Origin of the sequence: Pseudomonas sp. HPB0071 (assembly GCF_000478505.2) — a bacterium.
GTDB lineage: Bacteria > Pseudomonadota > Gammaproteobacteria > Pseudomonadales > Pseudomonadaceae > Chryseomonas > Chryseomonas luteola.
The window spans coordinates 3175067-3200109 of sequence record NZ_KI517367.1 but is presented as its reverse complement, the minus strand read 5'-3'; the positions used below and the strand labels follow the sequence as shown (position 1 = coordinate 3200109).

General features: G+C 58.0%; 22 protein-coding genes and 1 pseudogene. 19 read left to right on the top strand and 4 right to left on the bottom strand.

Features of this window, described 5'->3' with window-relative positions; genetic code table 11:
• Window positions 1–67 precede the first annotated feature (67 nt).
• Entirely contained in the window at window positions 68–2212 is a 2145-nt protein-coding gene (locus tag HMPREF1487_RS14960; protein WP_037030826.1) for an amylo-alpha-1,6-glucosidase, read from the bottom strand.
• A gap of 20 nt (window positions 2213–2232) precedes the next feature.
• A complete protein-coding gene (locus HMPREF1487_RS14955; RefSeq protein WP_010797509.1) occupies window positions 2233–3297 on the bottom strand; it encodes a glycosyltransferase family 4 protein in 1065 nt (354 codons plus the stop codon).
• Window positions 3298–3497: 200 nt separating this feature from the next.
• Here HMPREF1487_RS14955 and HMPREF1487_RS14950 point away from each other — a divergent pair, with 200 nt between their 5' ends.
• A complete protein-coding gene (locus HMPREF1487_RS14950; protein ID WP_037030824.1) occupies window positions 3498–4235 on the top strand; it encodes an SDR family oxidoreductase in 738 nt (245 codons plus the stop codon).
• A gap of 6 nt (window positions 4236–4241) precedes the next feature.
• Here the strand turns inward: HMPREF1487_RS14950 and HMPREF1487_RS14945 are convergent, their stop codons facing one another.
• Complete coding sequence (locus HMPREF1487_RS14945) at window positions 4242–5009, bottom strand: FadR/GntR family transcriptional regulator (RefSeq protein WP_010797507.1); 768 nt, start codon at window positions 5007–5009, stop codon at window positions 4242–4244.
• A 180-nt stretch (window positions 5010–5189) separates the two neighbouring features.
• Between HMPREF1487_RS14945 and HMPREF1487_RS14940 the strand changes: the two genes are divergently transcribed.
• The 10 genes from HMPREF1487_RS14940 (at window position 5190) to HMPREF1487_RS14895 (ending at window position 14803) form a co-directional block, all read left to right on the top strand.
• Entirely contained in the window at window positions 5190–5930 is a 741-nt protein-coding gene (locus tag HMPREF1487_RS14940; RefSeq protein ID WP_010797506.1) for an SDR family oxidoreductase, read from the top strand.
• A gap of 39 nt (window positions 5931–5969) precedes the next feature.
• A complete protein-coding gene (locus HMPREF1487_RS14935) occupies window positions 5970–6818 on the top strand; it encodes an ureidoglycolate lyase (protein WP_010797505.1) in 849 nt (282 codons plus the stop codon).
• Window positions 6819–6968: 150 nt separating this feature from the next.
• A complete protein-coding gene (locus HMPREF1487_RS14930) occupies window positions 6969–8255 on the top strand; it encodes an L-fuconate dehydratase (RefSeq protein WP_010797504.1) in 1287 nt (428 codons plus the stop codon).
• Between the two features lie 100 nt (window positions 8256–8355).
• A complete protein-coding gene (locus tag HMPREF1487_RS14925) occupies window positions 8356–9231 on the top strand; it encodes an amidohydrolase family protein (protein WP_010797503.1) in 876 nt (291 codons plus the stop codon).
• Complete coding sequence (locus HMPREF1487_RS14920; RefSeq protein ID WP_010797502.1) at window positions 9228–10004, top strand: L-fucose dehydrogenase; 777 nt, start codon at window positions 9228–9230, stop codon at window positions 10002–10004. Before HMPREF1487_RS14925 ends, HMPREF1487_RS14920 begins: the two co-directional genes overlap by 4 nt.
• Window positions 10001–10354 (top strand): L-rhamnose mutarotase, encoded by a 354-nt coding sequence (locus HMPREF1487_RS14915; protein ID WP_010797501.1) that lies wholly within the window; start codon window positions 10001–10003, stop codon window positions 10352–10354. The genes HMPREF1487_RS14920 and HMPREF1487_RS14915 overlap by 4 nt, the downstream gene beginning before the upstream one ends.
• Before the next feature lie 56 nt (window positions 10355–10410).
• A complete protein-coding gene (locus HMPREF1487_RS14910) occupies window positions 10411–11724 on the top strand; it encodes an MFS transporter (RefSeq protein ID WP_010797500.1) in 1314 nt (437 codons plus the stop codon).
• A 40-nt stretch (window positions 11725–11764) separates the two neighbouring features.
• Complete coding sequence (gene fucP, locus HMPREF1487_RS14905) at window positions 11765–13006, top strand: L-fucose:H+ symporter permease (RefSeq protein ID WP_010797499.1); 1242 nt, start codon at window positions 11765–11767, stop codon at window positions 13004–13006.
• A gap of 198 nt (window positions 13007–13204) precedes the next feature.
• Complete coding sequence (locus HMPREF1487_RS26330; RefSeq protein ID WP_010797498.1) at window positions 13205–13939, top strand: hypothetical protein; 735 nt, start codon at window positions 13205–13207, stop codon at window positions 13937–13939.
• A gap of 156 nt (window positions 13940–14095) precedes the next feature.
• Window positions 14096–14803, top strand: coding sequence for a DUF3053 family protein (locus HMPREF1487_RS14895; RefSeq protein WP_010797497.1), 708 nt, complete (start codon window positions 14096–14098; stop codon window positions 14801–14803).
• Between the two features lie 54 nt (window positions 14804–14857).
• Here HMPREF1487_RS14895 and HMPREF1487_RS14890 read toward each other — a convergent pair whose 3' ends face one another.
• Window positions 14858–15040 carry a hypothetical protein gene (locus HMPREF1487_RS14890; RefSeq protein ID WP_010797496.1) on the bottom strand — a complete coding sequence of 61 codons (183 nt, stop codon included), beginning with the start codon at window positions 15038–15040 and terminating at the stop codon, window positions 14858–14860.
• 190 nt (window positions 15041–15230) lie between these two features.
• On the opposite strand from HMPREF1487_RS14890, the pseudogene HMPREF1487_RS28405 reads away from it, so the two are divergent.
• The 8 genes and pseudogenes from HMPREF1487_RS28405 to HMPREF1487_RS14855 all read left to right on the top strand — a co-directional run.
• Window positions 15231–15968 (top strand): annotated as a pseudogene (locus tag HMPREF1487_RS28405) (HAMP domain-containing protein); the annotation flags it as partial.
• A 117-nt stretch (window positions 15969–16085) separates the two neighbouring features.
• Window positions 16086–16856: a methyl-accepting chemotaxis protein gene (locus tag HMPREF1487_RS28400; protein WP_371106383.1), complete on the top strand. Its 771-nt coding sequence runs from the start codon at window positions 16086–16088 to the stop codon at window positions 16854–16856.
• Between the two features lie 130 nt (window positions 16857–16986).
• Window positions 16987–17991: an alpha/beta fold hydrolase gene (locus tag HMPREF1487_RS14880; protein WP_010797494.1), complete on the top strand. Its 1005-nt coding sequence runs from the start codon at window positions 16987–16989 to the stop codon at window positions 17989–17991.
• Between the two features lie 76 nt (window positions 17992–18067).
• Window positions 18068–18484, top strand: coding sequence for a hypothetical protein (locus HMPREF1487_RS14875; RefSeq protein WP_010797493.1), 417 nt, complete (start codon window positions 18068–18070; stop codon window positions 18482–18484).
• Window positions 18485–18685: 201 nt separating this feature from the next.
• Window positions 18686–19564, top strand: a complete 879-nt coding sequence (locus HMPREF1487_RS14870; protein WP_010797492.1) for a lipid kinase — start codon at window positions 18686–18688, stop codon at window positions 19562–19564.
• Between the two features lie 117 nt (window positions 19565–19681).
• On the top strand, window positions 19682–20605 hold the full coding sequence (locus HMPREF1487_RS14865; RefSeq protein ID WP_010797491.1) for an SdiA-regulated domain-containing protein: 924 nt from the start codon (window positions 19682–19684) through the stop codon (window positions 20603–20605).
• 90 nt (window positions 20606–20695) lie between these two features.
• Window positions 20696–21355 (top strand): ion channel, encoded by a 660-nt coding sequence (locus HMPREF1487_RS14860; RefSeq protein WP_010797490.1) that lies wholly within the window; start codon window positions 20696–20698, stop codon window positions 21353–21355.
• A 229-nt stretch (window positions 21356–21584) separates the two neighbouring features.
• Window positions 21585–24848, top strand: coding sequence for a PAS domain S-box protein (locus HMPREF1487_RS14855; protein ID WP_154982402.1), 3264 nt, complete (start codon window positions 21585–21587; stop codon window positions 24846–24848).
• Window positions 24849–25043 lie beyond the last annotated feature (195 nt).

The following is a 25043-nucleotide window of genomic DNA, read 5'->3' as shown; positions in this document are numbered from 1 at the left end:
GCAGACGGGCGTCTTACCGCTCGTCTGTTGAGCAGGCAGGGCCAGCCGGGCCAGCCCTGCCATCGACTCAAAGACGTATATCAACCCGGACCGGCTGAGGCCCGTACTGAGCGTCTACAAACGCGACCACACGCTCGCCGAGCCGCTGGAAGGTCAGGTCTATCTCCTGCTGGCCCAGGCGTAGCCGTTTCAGCTGAATACGGTCGATGCCAAACGGCAAGCGGGGTTGAGTGATCGTGACGCTTGCGGTGTGCCCATCGATCTCCACGCCCAGGCAAGCCTGTAGCAGCATAAATACCGAGCCGGCGGCCCACGCCTGGGGTAGACAGGCCACCGGATAGGCAATCGGCGCTTCGCCCGGCGCACGTTCGAAACCGCAGAAGAGCTCTGGCAAACGCATCCCGAAATGGGCCGCGGCTTCAAACATGTTTCCGAGCAGACGTACCACCCCTTCCCGCTCACCGTAGCGCGCCATACCGGCGGCGCACAGGGCCACATCATGTGGCCAGACCGAGCCATTGTGATAGGACATGGGGTTGAACCGTACAGCGTCTGGCACCAGGGTCCGTACGCCCCATCCGGAATTGAAGGCGCGGGACAAAAGCTGTTGCGACACGGCCTGACCACGCGCCAGTTGAGGCAGCCCCGTAAACAAGAGGTGGCCTGTATTGGAGGCTCGAACCGCACATGCCTCGCCATGGCCATCCAGGGCCAGAGCATAGAACTGCCGACCCTCCAGCCAAAAATGCTTTTCCACCGCTGCCCGCAGATGCTCGGCCCGTGTGCGCCAGTGCGCGGCCTTGTCCTGCTCACCGAGCCATTCCGACAGTTCAGCCATGCTCAGATACGCCTTATAAGCATACCCTTGCACTTCAATCAGTGAGATCGGACCATCCGGTGTACGGCCATCGGCATGGAAAATCGAGTCATGGCTGTCCTTCCATCCCTGGTTGGCCAGACCACTCTCTTCTGCACGGGCATAACTGATGAACCCCTGTGCGTTACGCTCGGCATTACCCTCAACCCAGCGAATAGCCTCTTGCAGTGCGGGCCAGATTTCCTGGATGAATGCCCGGTCGCCCGTACGCCGAGCATAGGCTCCAGCCAGCATGACGAACAGCGGTGTGGTATCCACCCCGCCGTAATAGCGACCGAACGGCAGCTCGTTTAGCGCCGACATTTCGCCCTTGCGCGTCTCATGCATGATCTTGCCAGGCTCGGCATCCCGGAAGCTCGACGTTTCATGAGCCTGATGTTGCGCAAGATAAGACAGCACCCCACGGGCCAGCTCAGGATTCAACCAGAGCACCTGATGCGCCGTGATGATCGCATCACGGCCGAACGGTGTTGAGTACCAGGGTACACCGGCGTAGGGATATGGCCCGCTAGGCAGCTCCGCTGTGAGCAGCGCCAGATCCGCACGGGACTTCTCCAGCCATGCCTGGAACAGACGGCCAGATGCCTTGACCTGAGCACCCCGCCGCTGTCGCCTGCGCATACTGCGCCGCGCTTGTGCAGCGGCCTGCCGATAACGTGCCCGCGAAGGCTGAGCCGGTTCTGGTCCAATGTCGATATACAGCTCCCAGCTTCCACGTCCTTCCAGAGCCACCCTGAACTGCGCGCCCTGCTCGCTTAACTCAACAGGCTGTTCGGAAAAACTGATGGCAGCACGGCGCGGCTGCTCATCGAGCCCAAGATACCGTAGCGTGACACTGCGCTCGGCCATCTGGGTATGCTCCTGCTCGCCCCGATGGCTACGCTGTTGTCCACGCACTTCAAACATGTCTCGGAAGTCCGCGCCAAACTCAAGCTCCAGCGGCACCTCAGTAGACAAGTCACTGTAGTTGGCCAGCAGGATGCGCTCATGCACATACCCCTTCCAGACAAAGCGCTTGCGTTCGATGTGAATCACGCCTTCGGGCGTCGTGCTTTCACCCAGCCGCGGCAACGGCTGGTTGGTCTGATGGGAGGTAAAGTAGACATTATCCTGACTGACCGACGCTGACAGCAGCGAGGGTCGCCTCCCCGCCACGGTCAATCGGTAACAGGACACGATGCGGGTATCGTTATGGAACAAGCCATCGTCCCGCCCACCCATGTCACCATAGGCATCTGCCACGACAAAAGTATCACCCTCCATGAGCACGAACAGGCGTTCGGGATGACGCGCCTGTTCGACCTCGCTTCCTTGCTGTGCTGACTGATCAGACATAAGGATTTCACCCATGGTCGTTACGCCGTTTGCTTGAAGTTGACTTCAGTGTTCCGATTGCCCGGCAGCTGCCGGTACAGTTCCAGATAGTGTCTGGCCATGGCCGTGGCGGAGAAGCGCTGCTCGAACACCTCGCGAACCCGACGTCGATCCAAGGTCAGGACCTGCCGCGCCGCCTCCACGGCCTGCTCTTCACTCGTTACGATATACCCGGTCACGCCCGGTTCCACGACTTCCGGCACCGAGCCACAGTGCCAGGCAATCACCGGCGTCCCGCAGGCCATGGCCTCGATCATCACCAGCCCGAACGGCTCAGGCCAGTCGATGGGAAAGAGCAGCGCCCGCGCGTTACCCAGAAATTCGGATTTTTCACTGTCACCAATTTCGCCAATGAACTCCACCAGCGGATCATCCAGAAGCGGCTTGATCTCCTGTTCGAAGTACTTGCGATCGGCGTTGTCCACCTTGGCCGCCAACTTGATGGGAACACCTGCCTGCCGTGCAATGGCAATCGCCCGATCAGGCCGTTTCTCTGGAGACATACGGCCCAGAAATGCCAAGTACCCTTCGCCCATCTGCTCATGGAACCGGTACGTGGACGCATTCAGACCGTGGTGCACGGTGCCATGCCAGTTGGCAAAAGCCAGCGGCGTGCGTTGGTGGTGAGAAATGGACACCAGCGGAAACCGGTGCCAACGCCGGTAGGCTTCCGGCAATCCCTTGAGGTCGAGCCGCCCGTGGAGAGTAGTCAGAGTCCGCTCGGCCAAGGGCTCGAACAAGGGGAAATGCAGTAGATCCACATGAAAATGCAGGACATCAAACTCATCGGCCCGCTCCTGCAACGTGTGCAGCATACTCAAGTGACTGGCAATATCAGACTTGAGCGGTGCAGGGTCCAGTCGTAGCGCCCGCTCGCAACCGGGCACAAGTTGGGCTGATGTGCGGGAGTCAGCGGATGCAAACAGAGTGACTTCATGACCCAACTCGACCAGCGCATCGGTCAGGTGAGCCACCACTCTTTCCGTTCCGCCGTAGAGACTTGGCGGAACGGCCTCGTACAAGGGGGCAATCTGCGCGATCTTCATCAATTAATCTCCTTGAAAAAAGGATGAACAAGGCCAGAAAGGTGCGAATGTTCGCTGGCAAAAATGCCGCGGAAAAATGTAAGGATCAGCCGATAAATTTCAAGCGCTGCCGAGTGGCAAAAGCCGCTCTGCTGACCAATGCCTGGAACCTCCCTGCGTTCAGGCACTCCCTCGTAAACCAGTCGATTCAGGTAACAGCCATGAGCAACATAAAAGGCAAGGTCATTGTCATTACCGGTGCCAGCAGTGGCATTGGCGAAGCCACCGCACGGCTATTGAGTTCAGAGGGCGCGACGGTTGTCCTGGGTGCCCGTCGGCTGGATAAACTGAACGCCATTGCCGAGGGGCTGCGAACCGTTGGCGGTCGCGTTGAGGTGGTGCAGATGGATGTGGCCAAGCGGGATGACGTCGAGGCGCTTATCCAGGCAGCCATTACGGCCTTTGGGCGGGTCGATGTGATGATCAATAATGCGGGCATCATGCCCAACTCGCGACTCGATCAGCGTAAGGTCGAAGATTGGGAGCGCATGATCGATATCAACCTCAAGGGCACGCTTTACGGGATTGCGGCGGTCCTGCCGATCATGCAGCAGCAGAAGAGCGGACACATCATCAATGTCTCGTCCCTGTCCGGCCATCGGGTGCGCCCGACCAGTGCCGTGTATTCGGCAACCAAATTCGGCGTACGCGCGATTGCCGAAGGGCTGCGCATGGAGATGACGCCCTACAACATCCGCAGCACGATTATTTCACCCGGCCCGGTCGATACGGAGCTGCCCAATAGCGTGACGGACGAAGACGTTGCCAAAAGCGTGCGGCACATTCATGAGATGGCTATCCCTGCCCTGTCGGTCGCCCAGTCCATTGCCTTTGCCATCGGTCAACCGGCAGCAGTCGATATCAATGAAATCCTGCTCAGGCCGACAGCCATGGAATAAAGGCGATTACTCCGCCTCCTGTCCGCGGGAAAAGATCCGAATCACCTCATCCAGGTGCGCCCGCATGGCGGAGCGTGCCTCTTGCGCATTGCGGGCCTGCAATGCCTTCAGTACACGCAGATGCTCGTCCTCAGAGCGATGGGGCATGTCCTCAGGGGTATAGTGTGCCTGCAAGCGCTGAAACATCGAGCCATAGCGGTGCCCCAGCAGATGCTGGATCATCAGGGTATAGGCCGGATTACCGCTGGCCTGGGCGATACGGATATGAAACAGGCGATCGCCGGGATGGGTCGTCGAGCCCTCGCGGTTGTCCTGCACATTGCGCTCATAGGCCGCGTGAATACCGGCCAACTCTTCCTCGCTGGCATTGATTGCAGCCAGGGCCGCCGCTTCCGGCTCGATCAGCTGCCGCGCCTGAAGCAGCGAGAACGGCGGGATCTCAGCATTGAAATCCACCTGCACATCCAGCTCTGGATCAGGCCCTATCCACTGGCCGCGCGCCGCCAGCTCCATCACCGGCGCATCGTCCGCCGGGCGCTGGGCGCCAGCACAAACCAGTACGCCGTTACCAACCCGCACATCTACAAGGCCGATGACCTCCAGCGCGATAAGTGCCTCACGTACCGAGGCCCGGCTTACACCCATTTGCTTAGCCAGCTCCCGCTCGGCCGGCAGGCGACTCCCAGGAGGAAATTCGCCACTGTCGATCAGGCTGCGCAGCTGATCGGCGATCTGACGATAAAGCCTTGGATTTTCAATTGCTTGTATTGGCATCACGTATCCCACTGGTATACATCGCGTCGCTTGCGCTACAGAAAAAACTTGCGCAGCCGCTGACTCACTGCTAAACCAGAGGACCAATGGCCTGACCATTAGCCGCTCGATATGCCCCCAGCATAGCAGCGGTTAACGCAAGCGGGTCATCCATACGAATAATAAAAACAGGAGGCTCTCATGTCCGTTGCTGGAAAACGTGTCCTCGTCACCGCCGCTGCTCAAGGAATTGGCAGGGCCAGCGTCCTGGCCTTTGCCGAAGCGGGCGCTGACGTCATTGCGGTCGATATCAACGCTACCGCCCTCGCCGAGCTTCCCAATGTCCGTACCCATGTTCTTGATGTCACTCAGACCGATGCTATCCAGGCACTTGCCAGTGAGTTAGGCGCTATTGATGTGCTCTTTAACTGCGCCGGTTACGTGCACAGCGGCACCATTCTCGACTGTGATGAAGAGGCCTGGAAGTTCTCCTTCGATCTGAACGTTACCGCCATGTACCGGATGATTCGTGCCTTTCTACCGGCCATGATCGAAAACGGCGGCGGCTCGATCATCAACATGTCCTCGGTGGCGTCCAGCGTAAAAGGCGTCCCGAATCGCTTTGCTTACTGTGCCAGCAAGGCTGCTGTTCTCGGCCTGACTAAATCCGTAGCGGCTGATTTCGTCGCCAAGGGTATTCGCTGCAACGCCATTTGCCCCGGCACGGTCGACTCGCCTTCCCTGCGCCAGCGTATTGCGGCGCAAGCCCAGCAGGAAGGCCGAGCCGAAGACGAGGTCTATGCTGCGTTTGTATCCCGCCAACCCATGGGCCGAATCGGCAAGCCCGAGGAAATCGCTGCATTGGCGCTCTATCTGGGTTCCGATGCCTCAGGCTTCACAACGGGCACCATCAACGTAATCGATGGCGGCTGGGTCGCTTAAGACCACCGCACACCAATTTATCGCACAAGGAAACCGCTCATGAAATTGCTGCGTTACGGGGAAAAAGGTCAGGAGAAGCCGGGCCTGCTGGATGCTCAGGGTCAGATTCGTGACCTCTCTGGCCATATTGATGACATCGCCGGTCAGGCCATCACGGCTGAAGGACTCGCCACGCTCAGGAACATTGATCCGAGTAGCCTGCCCGTTGTGAACGGTTCCCCTCGCCTCGGCCCCTGCGTCGGCCGTGTCGGCAAGTTTATCTGTATCGGTCTTAACTACGCCGACCATGCGGCCGAGTCTGGGTTGGATGTACCGAAAGAACCGGTCGTGTTCAACAAGTGGACCAGTGCCATCTGTGGCCCGAACGACGACGTAGAGATCCCGCGTGGCTCCACCAAGACCGATTGGGAAGTTGAGCTGGGCGTGGTGATTGGCAAGGCCGGGCGCTACATCGACGAAGCCAACGCCATGGATTATGTAGCGGGCTATTGCGTAATCAATGATGTATCCGAGCGTGAGTGGCAGATCGAGCGTGGCGGCACCTGGGATAAGGGCAAGGGATTCGACACCTTCGGCCCGCTCGGCCCCTGGCTGGTCACCAAAGATGAAATAGCCGATCCGCACGCGCTCGACCTCTGGCTGGAAGTGGATGGCAAGCGTTACCAGAACGGCAATACCCGCACCATGGTGTTCAAGGTGCCGGAGCTGATCGCCTACCTGAGCCGCTGCATGAGCCTGCAACCGGGTGACGTCATTTCCACCGGCACCCCGCCTGGAGTGGGGCTGGGCATCAAGCCCGAACCAGTCTACTTGAAGCCCGGCCAGGAAATGCGCCTGGGCATCGCGGGCCTGGGCGAGCAGAAGCAGCGCACGGTTCAGGCTGACTGAAACCATGCCTCTCGGGTGATTGGGACGTTTAACCGCGTCGCACGCCCGGAGAAGCGCCCGCTCAACATGCGCTCTCATATGAAGAGCTTTTGAGCGGGCCTCCAACACAGCGTTGACAAGCCCGGCATCAAGGGCTTCCGGAGAGCCGATATGACAATAACAATCACCGGTCTTCGCGTAGAGGACATTCGTTTTCCTACGTCCCAGGCATTGGACGGGTCGGACGCCATGAACCCCGATCCCGATTACTCTGCCGCCTATGTGATTCTTGAAACCGACCAGCCTGGGCTCGAAGGCCACGGCATGACCTTTACCATTGGCCGGGGCAACGAGATCTGCTGTGCGGCCATTCAGGCACTGGAAGGTCAGATCAAAGGGCTTGATCTGGAATGGATCACGGCGGACATGGGCCGCTTCTGGCGCCACATGACCAGCGACAGCCAACTGCGCTGGATCGGTCCGGACAAGGGCGCCATCCACTTGGCGACCGGTGCCGTCGTGAATGCGGCCTGGGACCTGTGGGCCAAGCAGGTTGGCAAGCCGGTCTGGCAGCTGGTCGCCGACATGTCGCCGGAAGAATTCGTACGGTGCGTCGACTTTCGCTACATCACCGACTGCATCACACCGCAAGAAGCGATACAACTGCTCACGGAGCGCGCCAAAGGCAAGGAAGAACGCATCGGCCTGCTCAAGGCCCATGGCTACCCCTGCTACACCACCTCTGCCGGCTGGCTTGGCTATCCGGATGACAAACTCCGCCGCCTCTGTCAGGAGGCCATTGATGCAGGCTTCTCTCATGTAAAGCTCAAGGTCGGCCGTGACCTTGAGGACGATATCCGCCGCGTCACCATTGCCCGTGAAGTGATAGGCCCTAACCGACACTTGATGATCGATGCCAACCAGGTTTGGGAAGTCAACGAGGCCATCGATTGGGTAAACAAGCTGTCGTTTGCCAAGCCCTGGTTCATCGAGGAACCCACCAGCCCGGACGACGTAGAAGGTCATCGCGCGATCAAAGAGGGTATTACCCCGGTCAAGGTGGCTACCGGCGAGATGTGCCAGAACCGCATCCTGTTCAAGCAATTCATCATGCGTGGCGCCATCGACGTGGTACAGCTCGATGCCTGCCGCCTGGGTGGTTTGAACGAAGTGCTTGCTGTGCTGCTCATGGCTGCCAAGTACGAGCTACCTGTCTGCCCCCATGCCGGCGGCGTTGGGCTGTGCGAATACGTGCAACATATCTCGATGATCGATTACCTGTGCGTGGCAGGCACGCATGAAGGGCGCGTTGTGGAGTATGTCGATCATCTTCATGAGCATTTCGAAGACCCCTGCGTCATGAAGGGCCCCGCCTACCTGCCGCCCCAGGCACCAGGATTTTCGATCACCATGAAACCGGCCTCGCGCCAGCAGTATCGGTTTCCCCGTAACACTTAGCGGCAGGTTGAGTAGAGGGCCTACCCTTTTACTCAACGAGCATATCGGAGGGACCAGCCTCACCGATCCCGCCGCCCACTGCTTTCAGGAGACAATAACAATGACACGCCCTGAAGTACCCCGAATCGACGCACATCAACACTTCTGGCATTACGAGCCGGAACAGTACCGCTGGATCGACAACAGCATGTCAGTGTTAAAGCGCGACTATCTGCCCTCGGATCTCGAGCCGCTTCTTAAAGAACACCAGATGGCGGGATGCATTGCCGTTCAGGCCCGGCAATGCGAGGAGGAGACTGACGCGCTGCTGACGCTGGCTGCGAAACATCCGTGGATTGCCGGCGTTATTGGTTGGGTAGATCTACAAGCGCCCAACCTGCTTGAGTCGCTCGATCGCTGGCAAGGCCAGCCGCGCCTGCGTGGCTTTCGCCACCAGATCCAGGACGAAGCGGACCCAGACGCCTTTCTCGCCGACACCGCATTCAACAAGGGTGTGGCCATTATTCAGGCCCGCGGCTACCTCTATGAAATCCTTATCAAGTCCCCCTCGCTCAAGGCCGCGTACGCCTTTGCCCGAAGGCATGACCGCCAGCCTTTGGTGCTCGATCATCTGGGCAAACCCGACATCGCCCACGGCAACCTGCAAACCTGGGCCGAGCAGCTCGCGCCACTGGCCGCCCTGCCCCATGTGTACTGCAAATTGTCCGGCCTGATTACGGAGGCTGGCTGGACAACCTGGCGACCGGACTATCTGGTCGCCTATATGAACCAGGCGCTAGAGCTGTTCGGCCCGGAGCGCGTGCTGTTCGGATCGGACTGGCCGGTGTGCCGGCTGGCGGGCGAGTACGACCATGTCCATGCCCTGGCTCAGCTGGCCATCGCGCCCCTCTCATCCGCCGAGCAGTCCGCCATCATGGGCGGCAATGCAATTCGCCTGTATGGCCTTACGGTCAATGCACAGGAGCACGCCGCATGAACCTGCATCTGGATGGAAAAGTTTTTATCGTAACCGGCGGCGGCTCAGGGATCGGCGGCGCCATTTCCCTCGGTCTGGCTGACGAAGGCGCTATCCCTGTGATTGTCAGCCGCACGCCGCTGGAAGATGACTTCGCCGCCAAGCTGGACGCGCTTCAGCCGCAGACACTCTTTATCCAGACTGAACTGTGCGATGAAATCTCTTGCCGCGCAGCCGTCGAGCAAACCTTGACCCGATTCGGCCGCCTGGACGGACTGGTCAACAACGCCGGGGTCAACGACGGGGTCAGTCTTGAGGCTGGACGCGAGGCGTTTATCCAATCGTTGGAAAAGAACCTCATTCATTATTACGTCATGACCCATCTCTGCCTCGACGCTCTTCGGGATAGCCAGGGCAGCATCGTCAATATCAGCTCCAAGACCGCGCTCACTGGCCAGGGCAACACCAGTGGTTACACCGCCGCCAAAGGCGCACAACTGTCTCTTACCCGAGAATGGGCCGCCTCGCTGCTGGCTGATGGCATCCGGGTGAATGCAGTCATCCCGGCCGAGGTCATGACGCCTTTGTACGAGAACTGGCTGAACACCTTTGATGATCCTAAAGACAAACTGGACAAGATCGTCAGCAAGATTCCGCTGGGCAAGCGCATGACCACTCCCGAGGAGATTGCCGACACGGTCGTCTTCCTTCTATCACCTCGCGCTGCCCATACCACCGGGCAATGGCTCACGGTCGATGGCGGCTATATGCATCTGGACAGGGCACTCACATGAGCATTCGCTACTGCATGGCGCTGGACCTCAAGGATGACCCTGCGCTCATTGCCGAATACGAGCAGCTGCACGCGCGTATCTGGCCCGAGATCACCACCCATCTGCGTAACGCCGGTGTGCAGGACATGCAGATCTACCGCCTCGGCACGCGCCTGTTCATGATCATGGATGTCAGTGCTGACTTCAGTGTAGATGCCTTCGAAGCCGCCGCCGCGGCCAATCCCAAGGTGCAGGAATGGGAAGCGCTGATGTGGCGATACCAGACACCGACACCCTGGACGCCGCAGGGCAGCAAATGGATTCCGATGCAAAAAATCTTCGCGCTGGCTGAGCAACCGGCCCCGGATTAGACACGTCCTGCTTGATGTGTGAGCGCTCTGGAAAACAACAATAACTGGAGTCATTCATGTCTACGCTTACTGCTCCGCTCGCCACTGCCCTGACCAAAAGCCGCCGCCGGATCATTCCCTTTGTGGCCCTGATGTTTGCCATGGCCATTATCGACCGTTCTAACGTTGGGTATGCCAAGCTCGCATTGCAGGCCGACACAGGGATCGGCGATGCAGCCTTTGCTCTCGGCGCGGGAATCTTCTTTATCGGCTACGCGCTTTTCGAAGTTCCCAGCAACCTTATCCTCCACCGTATCGGTGCACGGATCTGGTTGAGCCGAATTATGGTGACTTGGGGCCTCGTCTCGGCTGCCATGATGTTCGCTCAGAGCGAGACGTCCTTCTATATCCTCCGCTTTCTGCTCGGTGTAGCCGAGGCAGGCCTCTCGCCAGGTGTCGTCCTGTATCTCACCTACTGGTTTCCCCACCGTCACCGCGGTGCGGCGTATGGGCTCTATTACTTCGGAGTGCCGGCCTCGCTGCTGCTGGGGGGCCCTGTCTCCGGCTGGCTGCTGGAAATGCACGGCGTATTCGGCCTGCGTAACTGGCAATGGATGTTCGTGGTGGAAGGACTGCTTGCCTCGGTCATTGGCGTGATTGCGTTTTTCTACCTGCCGAACCGCCCGCGGGATGCACGGTGGCTGACCCGGGACGAGAAAACGGCACTGCACAAGGCTATCGAACAGGAAGAGACAGACAAGAAGGAACATAACCCTTCCTCCTGGAAGGCAGCCCTCGTCAACCCAAAGGTCATGTACTTCGTACTGATCTATTTCACTATCCAGGTAAGCGTTTATGGCGTCCTGTTTTATCTTCCGGCGCGCATCGCTCAGCTGCTCGGCACCAAGATCGGCTTTGAGGTTGGCATGCTGACGGCCATTCCCTGGCTATTCACCCTGGGTGCACTGTTCATGGTGACTCGCTATGCAGACCGCACCGGCAAGCATCGCCAACTGGCAGTGGCCATGCTGCTGCTCGCCGCAGTGGGCATAGCAGGATCGACGGTTATCGAAAGCATCGTGCCCGTGCTGTTTGCCTTCTGCCTCGCGGCTGCCGGCTTTATCACGGTTCAGCCGCTCTTCTGGACGCTTCCCACCCGCTACCTAGGCGGTGTCGCAGCAGCCAGCGCAATTGCCCTGATCGGTGCGCTGGGCAACCTGGGCGGCTTTCTTGCGCCCACCCTTAAAACCTATATGGAACAGACGTTCGCCAATCCCCATGCCGGCATGTACACCCTGGCAACTGTCGCCCTGCTTGGCGCAGGCCTGCTGGCCCTTGGAGGAACGACCGTTCAACGCCAGGACGCCGGTTTTGCTGTACCCACCAAATGACCTCAACGCTGCACAACGATAAGAACCACGGAGAGCTGTCATGTTAGTCAACCAAACCAGAACGGCCACACCCGTTGCCAGCCAGGAACGCTCGGGCTATCAATGGGCATTCATCCTTGTCACCAGCCTGTTCTTCATGTGGGGCCTGTCGTATGGCCTGCTGGACGTACTCAACAAACACTTCCAAGAAACGTTGCACGTCACCAAGGCGCAGTCCGGCCTGCTTCAGGCGGCGTACTTCGGCGCCTATTTTATCGTTGCCCTGCCCGCCGGGATCTTCATGGGCAAGCGCGGCTACAAGGCCGGCATCCTGGTCGGGTTGTGCCTGTATGCATTAGGTGCCCTGCTGTTCGTTCCGGCAGCGTCTTCAGCCAGCTTTGCCATGTTTCTTTTTGCCCTGTTCGTAATCGCCTGCGGTCTGGGCTGCCTGGAAACGGCAGCCAATCCCTATGCCACGGTTCTGGGCGATCCGAACGGAGCCGAGCGCCGCCTCAATTTCGCCCAGTCTTTCAACGGCCTCGGTCAGTTCACCGGCCCAATCCTGGGCGGCACCCTGTTCTTTTCGGCCACCAATAGTGCAGGTACCGCCTCCTCCGACAGCCTGGGCTCGGTCAGCATGATCTATGTAGGTATCGCAGCGCTGGTTCTGATGATTGCCGTGCTCTTTGCCAAGACCACTCTCCCCGACCTTCGCAATCAGGAGGAAGCCGTTGCCCGGCAGGACAGCCGCACACTCTGGCAGCACAAGCATTTCGTCGGCGGCGTCATCACCCAGTTTTTCTACGTGGCGGCGCAAGTAGGTGTGGGTGCCTTCTTTATCAACTACGTAACCGAGCACTGGTCCGACACTTCCAGCCAGTCCGCGTCGTTCATGCTGTCCATTGCCATGCTGTGCTTCATGCTGGGCCGTTTCTTCAGCACCTGGCTGATGGGATTCATCGCGCCGGCTCGTCTGATGATGATCTATGGCGTGATCAACTTTTTCCTGTGCGGTCTGGTGGTGGCCGGATTCGATGGCATTGCCGTGGTGGGATTAATCGCCGTGTTCTTCTTCATGTCGATCATGTTTCCCACCATCTTTGCGCTGGGTGTGAAGAACCTCGGCCCACACACCAAGCGCGCCAGCTCCTTCATGATCATGGCTATCGTGGGTGGCGCGATCATGCCCTACTTCATGGGCCTCATTGCCGATATGAGCAGCACTGCGTATGCGTACTCGCTGCCCATGCTTTGCTTTGCCCTGGTGATCTGGTACGGCGCCTCGCAGCAGCGCAGCGCCTGACCACCGAGCGGGCCAGGTACGCCTGGTCCGCTTCATCGCCTCCTTACTGCCTTTTATCTCTGCTCAATCGGTTGAACGGCTCAAGCACGGTCCGCCTGCTGGATTTATCCGCCTGGTCTGGATACCCTTATGTAACGTGAAATTCATCACGCACCTTCAACGTCAGTACCGTCGTTTCGAGTCCTGCAAGGAAGCATCATGGGCACACACGACCGCGGTCAACAGCAAGACGATGGGCACAAGCCCATGCTTGTGCATGAACCAAATCCTGTCACCCGACCACTCAAGCGCCGCCGTACATTAACCTTGGCTCAACTTCTGTGGCTGGCGTTGCTGCTGTTTGCCAGCCTGCTGGCCTGGAATGCGCTGGAGGACATTGAGCAGCTGCAAGCCCCTGTCACGCTATTTGAGCCCGCTGACGGTATCGATACTCCCCCTTCGGCCCAGGGTCTTGTCGATCTTTCGCTGGATCAGACCGAAATTGCTTCTTCTGCTGACCTGACCTGTATGCGAAGCGACGGCGAGATCGATGACTCGATCATTCGCTGTCATCTGGGAAAGCCACCGTACCCTCATCAAGGGGCGGTCCCCAGAGCCTACCGCGCCCACCATGATCACCTGCCACGGGCGCTCGTCTATCCGGCCGACCCGGTACGGGAAAGCGAGCAGCACTGGGTTGAGGCATGGGGCAGCAGTGAAAGCTATCTGGCGGCCTGGGAAATTGTTAACAACCGCATCGACGACACCAGCGTATGCGGCAACTACCGCAAGGATTCGGTCGGCTATAGCGAATGCCGCAAGGGCGCCAAGGAATATTTCAGACAAAAGTGCCAGGACTGGCGCGTCCGCCACGATAAGGATGAGCAGAACAAAAGCAAGTGGATGGAAGAACGGTACTGCTCGGCCAAAAGCCATTTCGATCCGATGGGCTAACACCGCCTAACACGTCAAGTCCGTCTTATAAGCAGAACCCGTTCACCAATTCGGCTGATCCCGCTCGCCACGCTTTCCAATCCCCTATATACGGTGCGCCGACTGACCTCTGGTTGCAGGTCGGCTCTACTCCATTTGAGCTCATAGGGAGATCTCATGCTCAAGCGTAACCCCGCGGTTGCCCTGTTTTTCACCCTGATATGCGCCTGCCTACTGTCCGCCTGCTCCAACGAAGAGGCGCAGCGCAAGGCATTCATTGAATTCCTGCAAACCCGCATCATCGATAAGCCCGGCGTACACGTTCCGGTTCTTCGGGACGAAGACAAGAACCTCTTTGGCGAATACAGCGCCCAGTATGCGGCGATGCAGCACTTTCACGAGTCCCTCAACAAGCGAACCGAAGACTCGCTGACCACGGCGATGAAGCAGATGAACATCAGCTCGATGGGACAGGCTATTCAGCGCCGCGAGGATATTCAATCTGCCCAAAAAACACTGAACGAGCTGCCGGCGCTGATCAGCGAAGAACAGGCGAAGGCGGATGAAGCGCGTAAATCCTTCAAGCAGCCGGAAGATCTGAGGGCTGTCTATGACAAGGCCTATGATCGAGTTGTCACCCAGCCGGCCGAAGCCATGAAAAACATGATGCCGGTTGCCAGCGAGACCCTGACGGCAACGCTCGAAGCGCTTGACTACATCAATGCCCATCAGGACGTGATCAAGGTCAACGGTGCCATGATCGAAGTATCCGACCCCGCTATCCAGAAAGAGCTGAACACCCGTCTCCAGGCCCTGAACACCAAGGCCCAGGCGACCATGCAGGCTCAACGCAAGATGGTAGCGGTCGTTTACGGTCGCGGATAGGAAAGTCGGTGAAAAAAGGCTGGACAGCGGTTTTCTGCCCAGCCTTCTCATGGATCAACTGGGGACAAGCGGAGTATCCGGATCAATCACGTCAGGGTTATCGGTCACGTCATCCGGGTGATCAATGATCCCATCAGGCCCTACTGGCTCATCGGGCCAGGGCGACTCCTGGCCACCGCCTGGGTTGATCGGGCTTGGATCCATCGCGTGAATGGACGCCAGCAGTTCATCACTCATAATGCACCTCGCATTCTTATCTGTTAATGAATGTTACTCTGTTGGATAGCCGTTCACGGCAAATGTTCGAGCCAGACGCCTGTCACAAAAAATTCATTAATTTATCAAGCCGATAGAATATTTATCGCATTAAGTTTTTTGCTATTTCAACGACACAGTGACGAGTACCTCCCTCTCTCGAGACACTGTGATGCTTAACCGTTCCCTGCGTGCTCAAGTTCTTGCCCTGCTCTGCGGCAGTCTCTTGCTGCTCATGGCTATTTCAATCGTTTCCTTCAAATTTCTTTCCGGGAGCGTTCAACGCTATCAAGGTCTTCTGGCCAATGAGATCCGTAATGTTCTACTGATCGACGAAGCCAACCTGAACTTTAAAACCCAAGTTCAGGAATGGAAAAACGCCCTCTTGCGCGGCAAGGATGACGCCAAGCGCGAAAAACACTGGAATGCCTTCCAGGCAGAAGAGCAAAAGGTTCAGGCACTGCTGTCTGACCTGAGCAAGCAACCGTGGTCAGACAGCTCTATCGCACAAGCCATTCAAAGCCTGGAGACCGAGCACAAGACGCTGGGTACAGCCTATCGCACAGGTTTCGAGCGCTTCAGGGCTGCCGGTTTTGACCCAGAGGCAGGCGACAAGGCTGTTGAAGGTATCGACCGTAGCGCCACCGCCCAGATGGCCGATCTTGTCACCAAACTGCACAAGCACAGTGACGAACTGTCCGCCCAAATTAGCGCGCAGGCTGACACCACCTTCCTGACAGGCCTGATCGCCTTGATTGGGGGCGGTATCGCCATCCTCGTTATCAGCCTGTGGCTGGTCAATCGCCGCCTGGTCGTACCGATCAGTGAGCTCATCGGCCATATCAATCAGCTCAGTCACGGCAACTTCAGCGTAAATATCCAATCCAGCCGCCAGGATGAACTCGGTCGACTGGCGGGAGCCGCCAGTATTCTGCGTAACTTCCTGTCCGATACATTCACGCGCCTCAAGCAGAGCACCCAGGACCTGGACTCTGCCAACCGTGACCTGAACGCCATTGCCAACCAGATGGCTCAGGGCAGCAACGAGCAGTTCTCCCGTACCGATCAGGTGGCAACGGCCATGCATGAAATGTCGGCTACTGCCCAAGAAGTCGCACGTCACGCAAGCGAAGCCTCCCTTGCTGCTACCGAGACCGATCAGGCTGTTCAGCGCGGAAGCGTCGTCATGCAGGGCACCATCAAGACCATTGTCGACATGAGCGACGAGATTGCCGGTACGGCCTCTGTCATCAATCAGCTCGAAGAAGACAGCGTGCGTATCGGCAAGGTAATGGAAGTCATCCACGGCATTGCTGAACAGACCAACCTTCTGGCGCTTAACGCGGCCATCGAAGCCGCCCGCGCCGGTGAGGCCGGTCGCGGATTTGCGGTTGTGGCCGATGAGGTCCGTAACCTGGCGCGTCGCACAGCCGACTCGACCAACGAGATCAACCAGATCATTGCCAACGTTCAGACCGGCACTGCCAATGCGGCCAAGGCCATTCAGAATGGTCAGAGCATCAGTGAGCGCAGCGTCACGCAGGTGAAGGAAGCTGGCGCGATTCTGGACACCATCTCGGTCTCGGTCGACGCGATGCGCGCCAAGAACATCCAGATTGCGGCAGCAGCGGAGGAACAGACATCCGTCAGTGAAGACATTGCTCGTAACCTGACTGAAATTACGGCCATTGCCAGCGCCAACCAGGCCCAGGTTGAAAAGACGCAAGACGCTGCGGTGCACTTGCAAAACCTGTCCCAGGGACTGGCCGAGCTGACCAAGCGCTTGGGCGCAGCCTGATTGACCTACAGCCATCCGCCCCCTGCAGGCGGATGGCTGATTTCAGGTAAAAGCCAAACGTGCCATTCGTCCCTACCGCGAACGGCTTTCCCGTGGACTACTCTAAATTGTCTTTAGCGGGAGCCCTGGCATGAAAAATCTCCGGCATACCGACAGCGCACACGTTACGCCTAGCAAAACCACGCCTTTACCCTTCCGCCCCGGCCCGCTTGTGTGGGGCTCCCTGGCCGTCGCGGCATCAGCCATGCTGGTCCGCCATTACAGCCGTCAAGCGGAAAAGCAGCACCCACCGGCAGGCACGTTTATCAAGGTGGATGGTATCCGGCTCCATTACGTCGAATACGGCGAGGGACAGCCCCTTGTGCTTCTGCATGGCAACACGACCATGGGTACTGACTTCGAGTTGAGCGAACTGGTCGAACACGCAGCCCGCACCTATCGGGTCATCATCTTTGACCGTCCAGGGTATGGCTACAGCGAGCGCCCGTCGTCTATTGTCTGGGGTCCGCTCGAACAGGCCCACTTGTTCAATCGAGCCTTTGCCGCAATGGGTATCGACTGCCCTATCGTTCTCGGCCATTCCTGGGGCGCATTGGTGGCCATGGCGCTGGGGCTCAACTTCCCGCAGTCTGTCCGAGGCCTTGTGCTGCTGTCCGGCTATTATTACCCGACCGTTCGCCCTGACATTCCCATGGCGGCTTTGCCGGCCATCCCCGGTGTGGGTGACCTCATGTGCCACTCCGTTTCACCGCTACTGTATCGCAGCATATGGCCACTCATGATGAAGCGAATGTTTGCGCCCGCCAAAGTGCCCGCCCACTTCAAGCGGTTTCCGCCCTGGATGGCCTTTCGTCCTGTGCAGCTTCATGCCAGCGCAGCCGAAATAGCCCTGATCATTCCCGCAACGCTACAACTCAAGGAGCGTTACAAGACGCTGACAGTACCTTCCATCATCATGGCGGGACGCGAGGATCGGCTGGTTCATACCCATGTGCACTCGGGCAGGCTGCATACCGAGTTGCCGGAGATGGATTTCCGTGTCATCGAGGGCGCCGGGCATATGCTGCATCACTTGGCACCGCAGGCAGTACTCGACGCTATTCATACCCTGGCCGAACAGACACCGTCGGGTTGAACCTGTCTGGACAGTATTCATGAACAGGCGCCGGGCTCAGGTAATATAGGCGCCTTTTCCTGTAACGCGACGCTCAATGAACTCGATACCAGCCCGCATCATCTTCTCCAGCGCCCTGCTGCTCCTGGCTTATACCGCCTTGAGCCATACCCGCCTGGGCACGCTGCTCATCCCTATTCGTGACGCACAAACGCCCGACAATCAGGTGGTGCTGACCGTTGCTGTTGCGACCTTCGTATTGGTAGTCATGCAGATTGCCGCCTGCGTTCCCCTGGGCTTTCTGAGGGATCGCTTCTGGGCCAGCGCAATGGCGTGTGTCCTGCGAGTGCCGTCGTGGCTATTCACTTCTATCAGTGCGGTCATGTGCCTGAACGAAGCGCTGGCTAATCCTGCCTATTGGGCACCCTGCCTTGCGTACGCCGCCGCAGCGGCCGTGATCCTGTGGCAGGACTATCGGTTGCTCAAAAGCGCTCGTGTCAGTCCTCGCGCCTGAAACCGTCGGGTCCTACCTGCTAGTTATGCTTTTAACGTCAGTCTGAACGGATAATCACGCAACGTAAGGCTTTGCTGATCTTTTGAAACAACTCCGCCTCGCAGGCAGTTGTCAGAACGGGGCACTCTCGCGTTCCATCCCTCGGACAGACCTACACGTGAAGTGTCAGAGATAAACAAGTCATAGGGGATCTCAGACGCAATGACCGCTACCGAAACCCGCCGCGCCCTTCTGCTGATCAATAAACGCGCCCGCCGTGGGAGTGAATCCTACACACCTATCGTTGAAAAGCTCAGCCAGGGCGGAATAACCGTAGTCGAACCTACCGGAGGGGAAAACCTTTCCATCAGCGAGAAGATGAGACAGGCTAAAGGATGCGACCTGATCATTGTCGGCGGCGGCGACGGCACGTTGAACGCCGCAGCTCCCGCCCTGATTGAGGCTGGCCTGCCCGTCGGCCTCCTGCCGCTCGGCACTGCCAACGACCTGGCCAAGACACTGAATATTCCTCAGGATCCGCTCGAGGCCGTCGACATCATTGTGCGGGGGCAGCTGCGAGCCATCGATGTAGGCGTCGTCAACGATCATGTCTTTCTCAACGTCGCCAGCATTGGCTTCAGTGCCGATCTGGCTAATCAGCTGACCGCGGATATCAAGAAGAAATGGGGCAGCCTCGGCTATGGCCTGACCGCCTTTCGGCTACTGCGCCGCTTTCGCCGTTTCACCCTGTATATCGAACATGACGGACAGGTGGAAAAGGTCCGAACGGTCCAGGCATCCGTGGGCAATGGCCGTCACTATGGCGGTGGCATGACGGTGGAAGAATCCGCAACCGCCGACGATGGACGCCTGGATTTCTATAGCCTTGAGGTCAGGCATTGGTGGGAACTGATCGCATTGCTGCCCAGCCTGCGCAAGGGCACCCATGGCAAGGCAGATAAGGTCAGGGCGTTTCAGACAACCGCTATCCGACTGAACACCCGCAAACCCATGCCTATCAATACTGATGGTGAGCTGACCACCTACACGCCCGCTCTTTTTTCTATCAAACCCAAAGCGCTCAGGATCTATCGTCCGTAGAGCGCACCTATCGAACCATGGGTGAAAGAATCGGAAACACTCGCACCTGCCTTATTCAGCTTCAGTTAAGCCCAACCCCCGTAGGCTATACGCTCAGAATTTTGAACCTGACCTAACATGCAGAACGCTCTCTCCTCCAAAACGATGGCAACGGCCTTGGCCTGCTTGCTAGTGGCAGCCGCGATAACCGCAGGTGCCCAGCAGCGCCTGTTTGAGCAGGTCTGGTTCCGTCTGGAACAGCGCTTTAGCTCCGAGGAGGCCCAAGGGCAAGCCCTGTGGTTGCCTGACTACCATGTCACAATCGATGCCAAGCCACTGGGTAATGACGAAAACATGTCAGCGCTGACCTTCGACGCCAGCCGCCAAACGCTTTTTACGGTGACCAACAAGGACTCGCACCTTATCGAGCTTTCGCTCTCCGGTGATGTACTGCGTCGTATTCCGCTCCGGGGTTTCGGTGATCCGGAAGCGATCGAATACGTTCGTCCCGGCGTCCTCCTGATTACAGAGGAACGTAACCATCGTCTGATCGAAGTGCATGTCAATGATCAGACCCAGGTCATCGATATTGCCGACCCAGCCAATGCCAAACAGTTTTCACTCAGCGCGGCGGATAATAATAACAAAGGCTTCGAGGGCCTGGCCTACGACCCCAAGGAGCAGCGCCTTTTTGTTGCCAAGGAAAAGGACCCGGTCCGCATCTTCGAGATCAACGGCTTTTTGACCGCCTCGCCCGACCAGCCGATCGACATCGACGTGCATGTCAACGCACAGCGCGACCGGGATTTGTTTGTGACCGACCTGTCCAGCCTTCACTATGATACGAGTACAGGCCATCTGCTGGCCTTGTCTGATGAATCCAAGATGATCGTGGAAATGGATGCCAACGGTAAGCCGGTCAGCTCCTTCAGCTTGAGGGGTGGTAATCAGGGGCTTGCCAAGGATGTTCCCCAGGCTGAGGGCATGACAATGGATGATCAGGGCAACCTGTATGTGATAAGTGAGCCTAACCTGTTCTACGCCTTCAAGAAGAAGTCATAGGCCTAGTCGAGCTCTTTATCCGCAAGGCTCTGGTGAGCCTTGCGCTGCCGGGTTACGCTGTATGGCGTTTCCATCCTGCCCGTGCCCTGAATGAAAGTCACCCTCGTTACGTATCTGGTTCGCTACCCGTCTGCAAGCCTGTTACTTATCCAGCTATTGGGCATCGTGCTCTATCCCTTCATGGAGAACATGCCGGGTGGGCGAGCCGTCTTTGGTGCGTTTGGCGTCATCGTACTGGTTGCTGCCCTGCGTATGGTTCGCCGCAGTCCAATGCTCCACTCGATTGCCTTCATTCTGGCCGCGCTCATCCTGTGCTTGGCTATCGTCAGCGAGATCTGGCCCAACCAGGCCGTTACGGTTGCCTCCGCCCTGCTGGAAGGCGCCTTTTACTTTTACGCAGCCGCCAGCCTGATTGCCTACATGATGGAGGATCAGCGCGCATCGACCGATGAGCTGTTTGCCGTAGGCGCAACCTTTACTCTGCTGGCCTGGGCGTTTGCCTATGCCTTTACCGTTTGCCAGTTGCTTCTGCCAGGCAGCTTTACCGCCATGCAGAACCCTGAGGCACCACGGACCTGGATGGAACTGCTGTTCCTGAGCTTTACCACGCTTTCCGGCGTAGGGCTGGGTGATGTTCTGCCTATTTCACCGCTTGCCCGCGGGCTGGTAATGCTCGAAGAGTTTGCAGGCGTCATGTATATCACATTGGTAGTGGCTCGCCTGATCAGCCTGACAGTCATCAAACGCTAGAACCAACCGGTCGCCCCTTGCAAATGACAGTCCGGCTTTTAGCACCTGACACACCGATAGCCCATCGATATCATCCCGCCTACATACCTGTTACCCAGACAGGCCGACGGTTGGGCAGCCGGCGTGATAGACAGTCTCTCAAGTGCTGGATAGACTGGGTCGTTCACCAATCCCCTTCCTTTCCAACGTCATCCATTCGTGACCTGATCGTGAGCGAAGCTGTGCCTGTGTGCTGCTACTCATGCAAGGCATTGGCCCCTACCGCCAGGTACCTGGCGTACCGCACCCTTCTTTTTATACCGGCATGACTACCATCGAAAACGAACATCTGCGTCTGCGTATCGCCGAACTCGAAGCCGAAAATACGGCGCTCAAGGCCGTTGCCGAAACGACTCACCAACAGAACCAGCGCCATCGGGATATTCTGAACAGTGCTGTCGATTTTGCGATCATCACAACCGACCAGTGCGGTCGCATTACTCACTGGAACTCTGGTGCAGAGCAGGTCTTTGGCTGGACAGCCGAAAGTATACTAGGGACCTCTATCAATCGCCTCTTCACCGTAGAGGACCAACTTCAGCAGCGCGCCGAATGCGAGATGCAACGCGCCCTGGAAAAAGGTCGCGCCAGTGATGAGCGTTGGCACCAGAAAAAGGACGGCGCCCTGTTCTGGGCTAATGGCGAGATGATGCCGCTCCGGACAGCTGATGGAACCCACCTGGGTTTTCTGAAGATCCTGCGCGATCAGACCCGGCAGCAAAAAGTGATTGAAGCTCAGCAGGCCGACGCCGAGTTCCTGCGCAGCGTGTTGGCCTCCTCTGACGACTGCATCAAGGTGCTCGACCTTGACGGCAAACTGCTTTACATGAGCCCAAACGGCCAGGACGCTATGGAAGTCAGCGACTTCAATGCCATTGCGGGTTGCCCCTGGCCGACCTTCTGGCAAGACAAGGGGAGCCAGGAAGCCAAAGAGGCCATGACGCTGGCCCGCGCGGGTCAGGTTGGCCGGTTTATCGGGCAGGCCAATACCCTGGCAGGAACCCCTAAGTGGTGGGATGTACAGGTCACGCCTATCCTCGGCTCTCATGGGAGGCCTGAAAAGCTGCTCTCCATTTCGCGGGACATTACTGCGAATCACTCTATCGAGAATGCGCTACGCATCTCTCGCCAGATGAACAGCCTGATTCTCAACTCGAGTCAGGATTGCATCGTGATCATGGATCTCGAAGGACATACTCAGTTTGTGAGCCCCGGCGGTATAGAGTCCATGGAGATTACGGACCTCTCTTCCGTACTGGGCAAGCCGTGGCTCCGGGTATGGAAAGGCGCGGATCTGGAGGCGGCACGCAACGCCATCGCAAGTGCTCGTGCCGGAGGGACAGGACGTTTCCAGGGCTACTGCCCTACCCACACAGGCAAACCCAAGTGGTGGGATATTGCCATTTCCTGCATACCAGGCGCAGACGGCACGCCTGAAAAACTGCTCTCCATTGGCCGCGACATCACCGAACGCACCCGTGCTGAGCTGGCGTTGAAGGAAAGCGAAACCCGCCTGGCTTCCATTTTCGACGAAGCCTCGGTAGGCCTGTCCGAGATCAGCCTCGACGGCCGCTTTCTACGGGTCAATGACGAGCTCTGCCGCCTGTTGGGTCGCTCTCGCACAGAGATACTAAGCACAACCGCAAAGACCGTTACCCTGGCTGAAGACCAGCCCAGGACGCTCGAGGCGCTTCAACATGTCCTGGCCACCCGACAGCCGACTCGCCTCGACAAGCGCTACCTCCGACCCGATGGCACTATCGTCTGGGCCAATAGCAATCTGACCTGTCTGAACGATGATGAAGGCAATCCCCGCTCTATTATTGCCGTAACCATTGATTTCTCGGCTCGCAAGGCAGCTGAAGACCGGCTCAAGGCCAGCAAGAGCCAGTTGAGGGAGCTGAACGAGACCCTTGAGCAACGTGTCGAGGAACGTACCCGCGAGCGCGATCAAATCTGGCGCACCACGCCAGATCTGGTCTGCACCGCCAGTCCGGAAGGCTACTTTCTCAACCTCAACCCTGCCTGGAGCGAAACCCTGGGCTGGTCGGAGCAAGAGCTGAAAGCACGCCCCTACAAGGATTTTCTCCACCCAGACGACCTGGAACATACCGTGCAAACCAAGCGGCTACTCGCCAACGGCCAGGTCTTGTCAAACTTCGAGAACCGCTACCGGCACAAAGATGGCAGCTATCGTTGGTTATCCTGGAACTCCCAGCGTCGTGATGGACTGTTCCACAGCATTGCACGCGATATCACTACGATAAAGGCGCAGGCCGAAGTCCTGCATCAGACGGAAGAACGGTTGCGCCATAGCCAGAAAATGGAAGCTGTGGGCCAGCTCACCGGCGGTCTAGCCCATGACTTCAACAACCTGCTCACCGGAATTTCCGATAGCCTGGACCTGCTCAAGACGCGCCTGACCCAGGGGCGCCTGAGCGATGTAAACAAATACATCACCGCCGCCCAGGACTCTGCCAATCGAGCCGCAGCCCTGACCCACCGATTGCTGGCCTTTTCCCGTCGCCAAACGCTCGACCCCAAACCGACCCAGGCCAACCAGCTGATCGAAGGCATGCGTGAACTGATCACACGTACCGTAGGACCAGCCGTGTGTATCACGACCGATCTCAGCGAAGCACTCTGGCCCACGCTCTGTGATCCCCATCAGCTCGAAAATGCCCTGCTGAACCTGTGTATCAATGCACGAGATGCCATGCCAGATGGTGGTCGATTACTCATTCGAACCGAAAATCGCTACCTGGATGAGACCAGCGCCCATGAGCGCGACATGAATCCGGGTCAGTACATCGTGACGGAAGTATCCGACACGGGCACAGGCATGTCGCCGGAAATCATAGAGCGTATCTTCGACCCGTTCTTTACAACCAAGCCTATCGGCAGGGGTACCGGGCTGGGTCTTTCCATGATTTACGGATTTGCCAAGCAGTCCGGCGGTCAGGTACGTGTCCTCTCGGAGCCGGGCAAGGGCACCACCATGAAAATCTACCTGCCCCGCTATGCAGGCTCGGTCGAGGCCGGTGCGGAGCAGGTTAGATCAGGGGAGGCACCGCGCACGGAAAAGGGTGAAACCGTACTTATCGTTGATGATGAGCCCACCGTACGCATGCTGATCAAAGAGGTACTCGAGGAGCTGGGCTATAGGGCAATCGAAGCGGCTGACGGCGCGTCAGGGCTTGACATACTCTCCTCTTCCACCCATATCGATCTGCTGATTTCGGACGTAGGACTGCCAGGGAGCATGAACGGCCGCCAGATGGCCGATGCCGCCCGCCATCAACGCCCGGATCTGAAGGTTCTGTTTATTACCGGCTATGCGGAAAATGCAGTAGTAGGCAATGGCAACCTGGAGGACGGGATGCATCTCATGACCAAGCCTTTTTCCATGGAGTTGCTGGCAACCCGTCTGGACACTATCCTCAAGAAGCGGTGAAAGGTTGCGTCCAAAGGAACTATCCTGAGCGCGACCCCAAGAAAATGAGGCACCAATCGCTATATGCCAATGCCCTACCGTTTTGCAGTTTGGATAAGGCGTTCTGTCACTTGTCAGAAATAAGCTAAGGTATGCACCTGAACGAGTCGGGACCTTATCGCAATCGGTGTGTCCAACACGAGTGACTGCGGATCA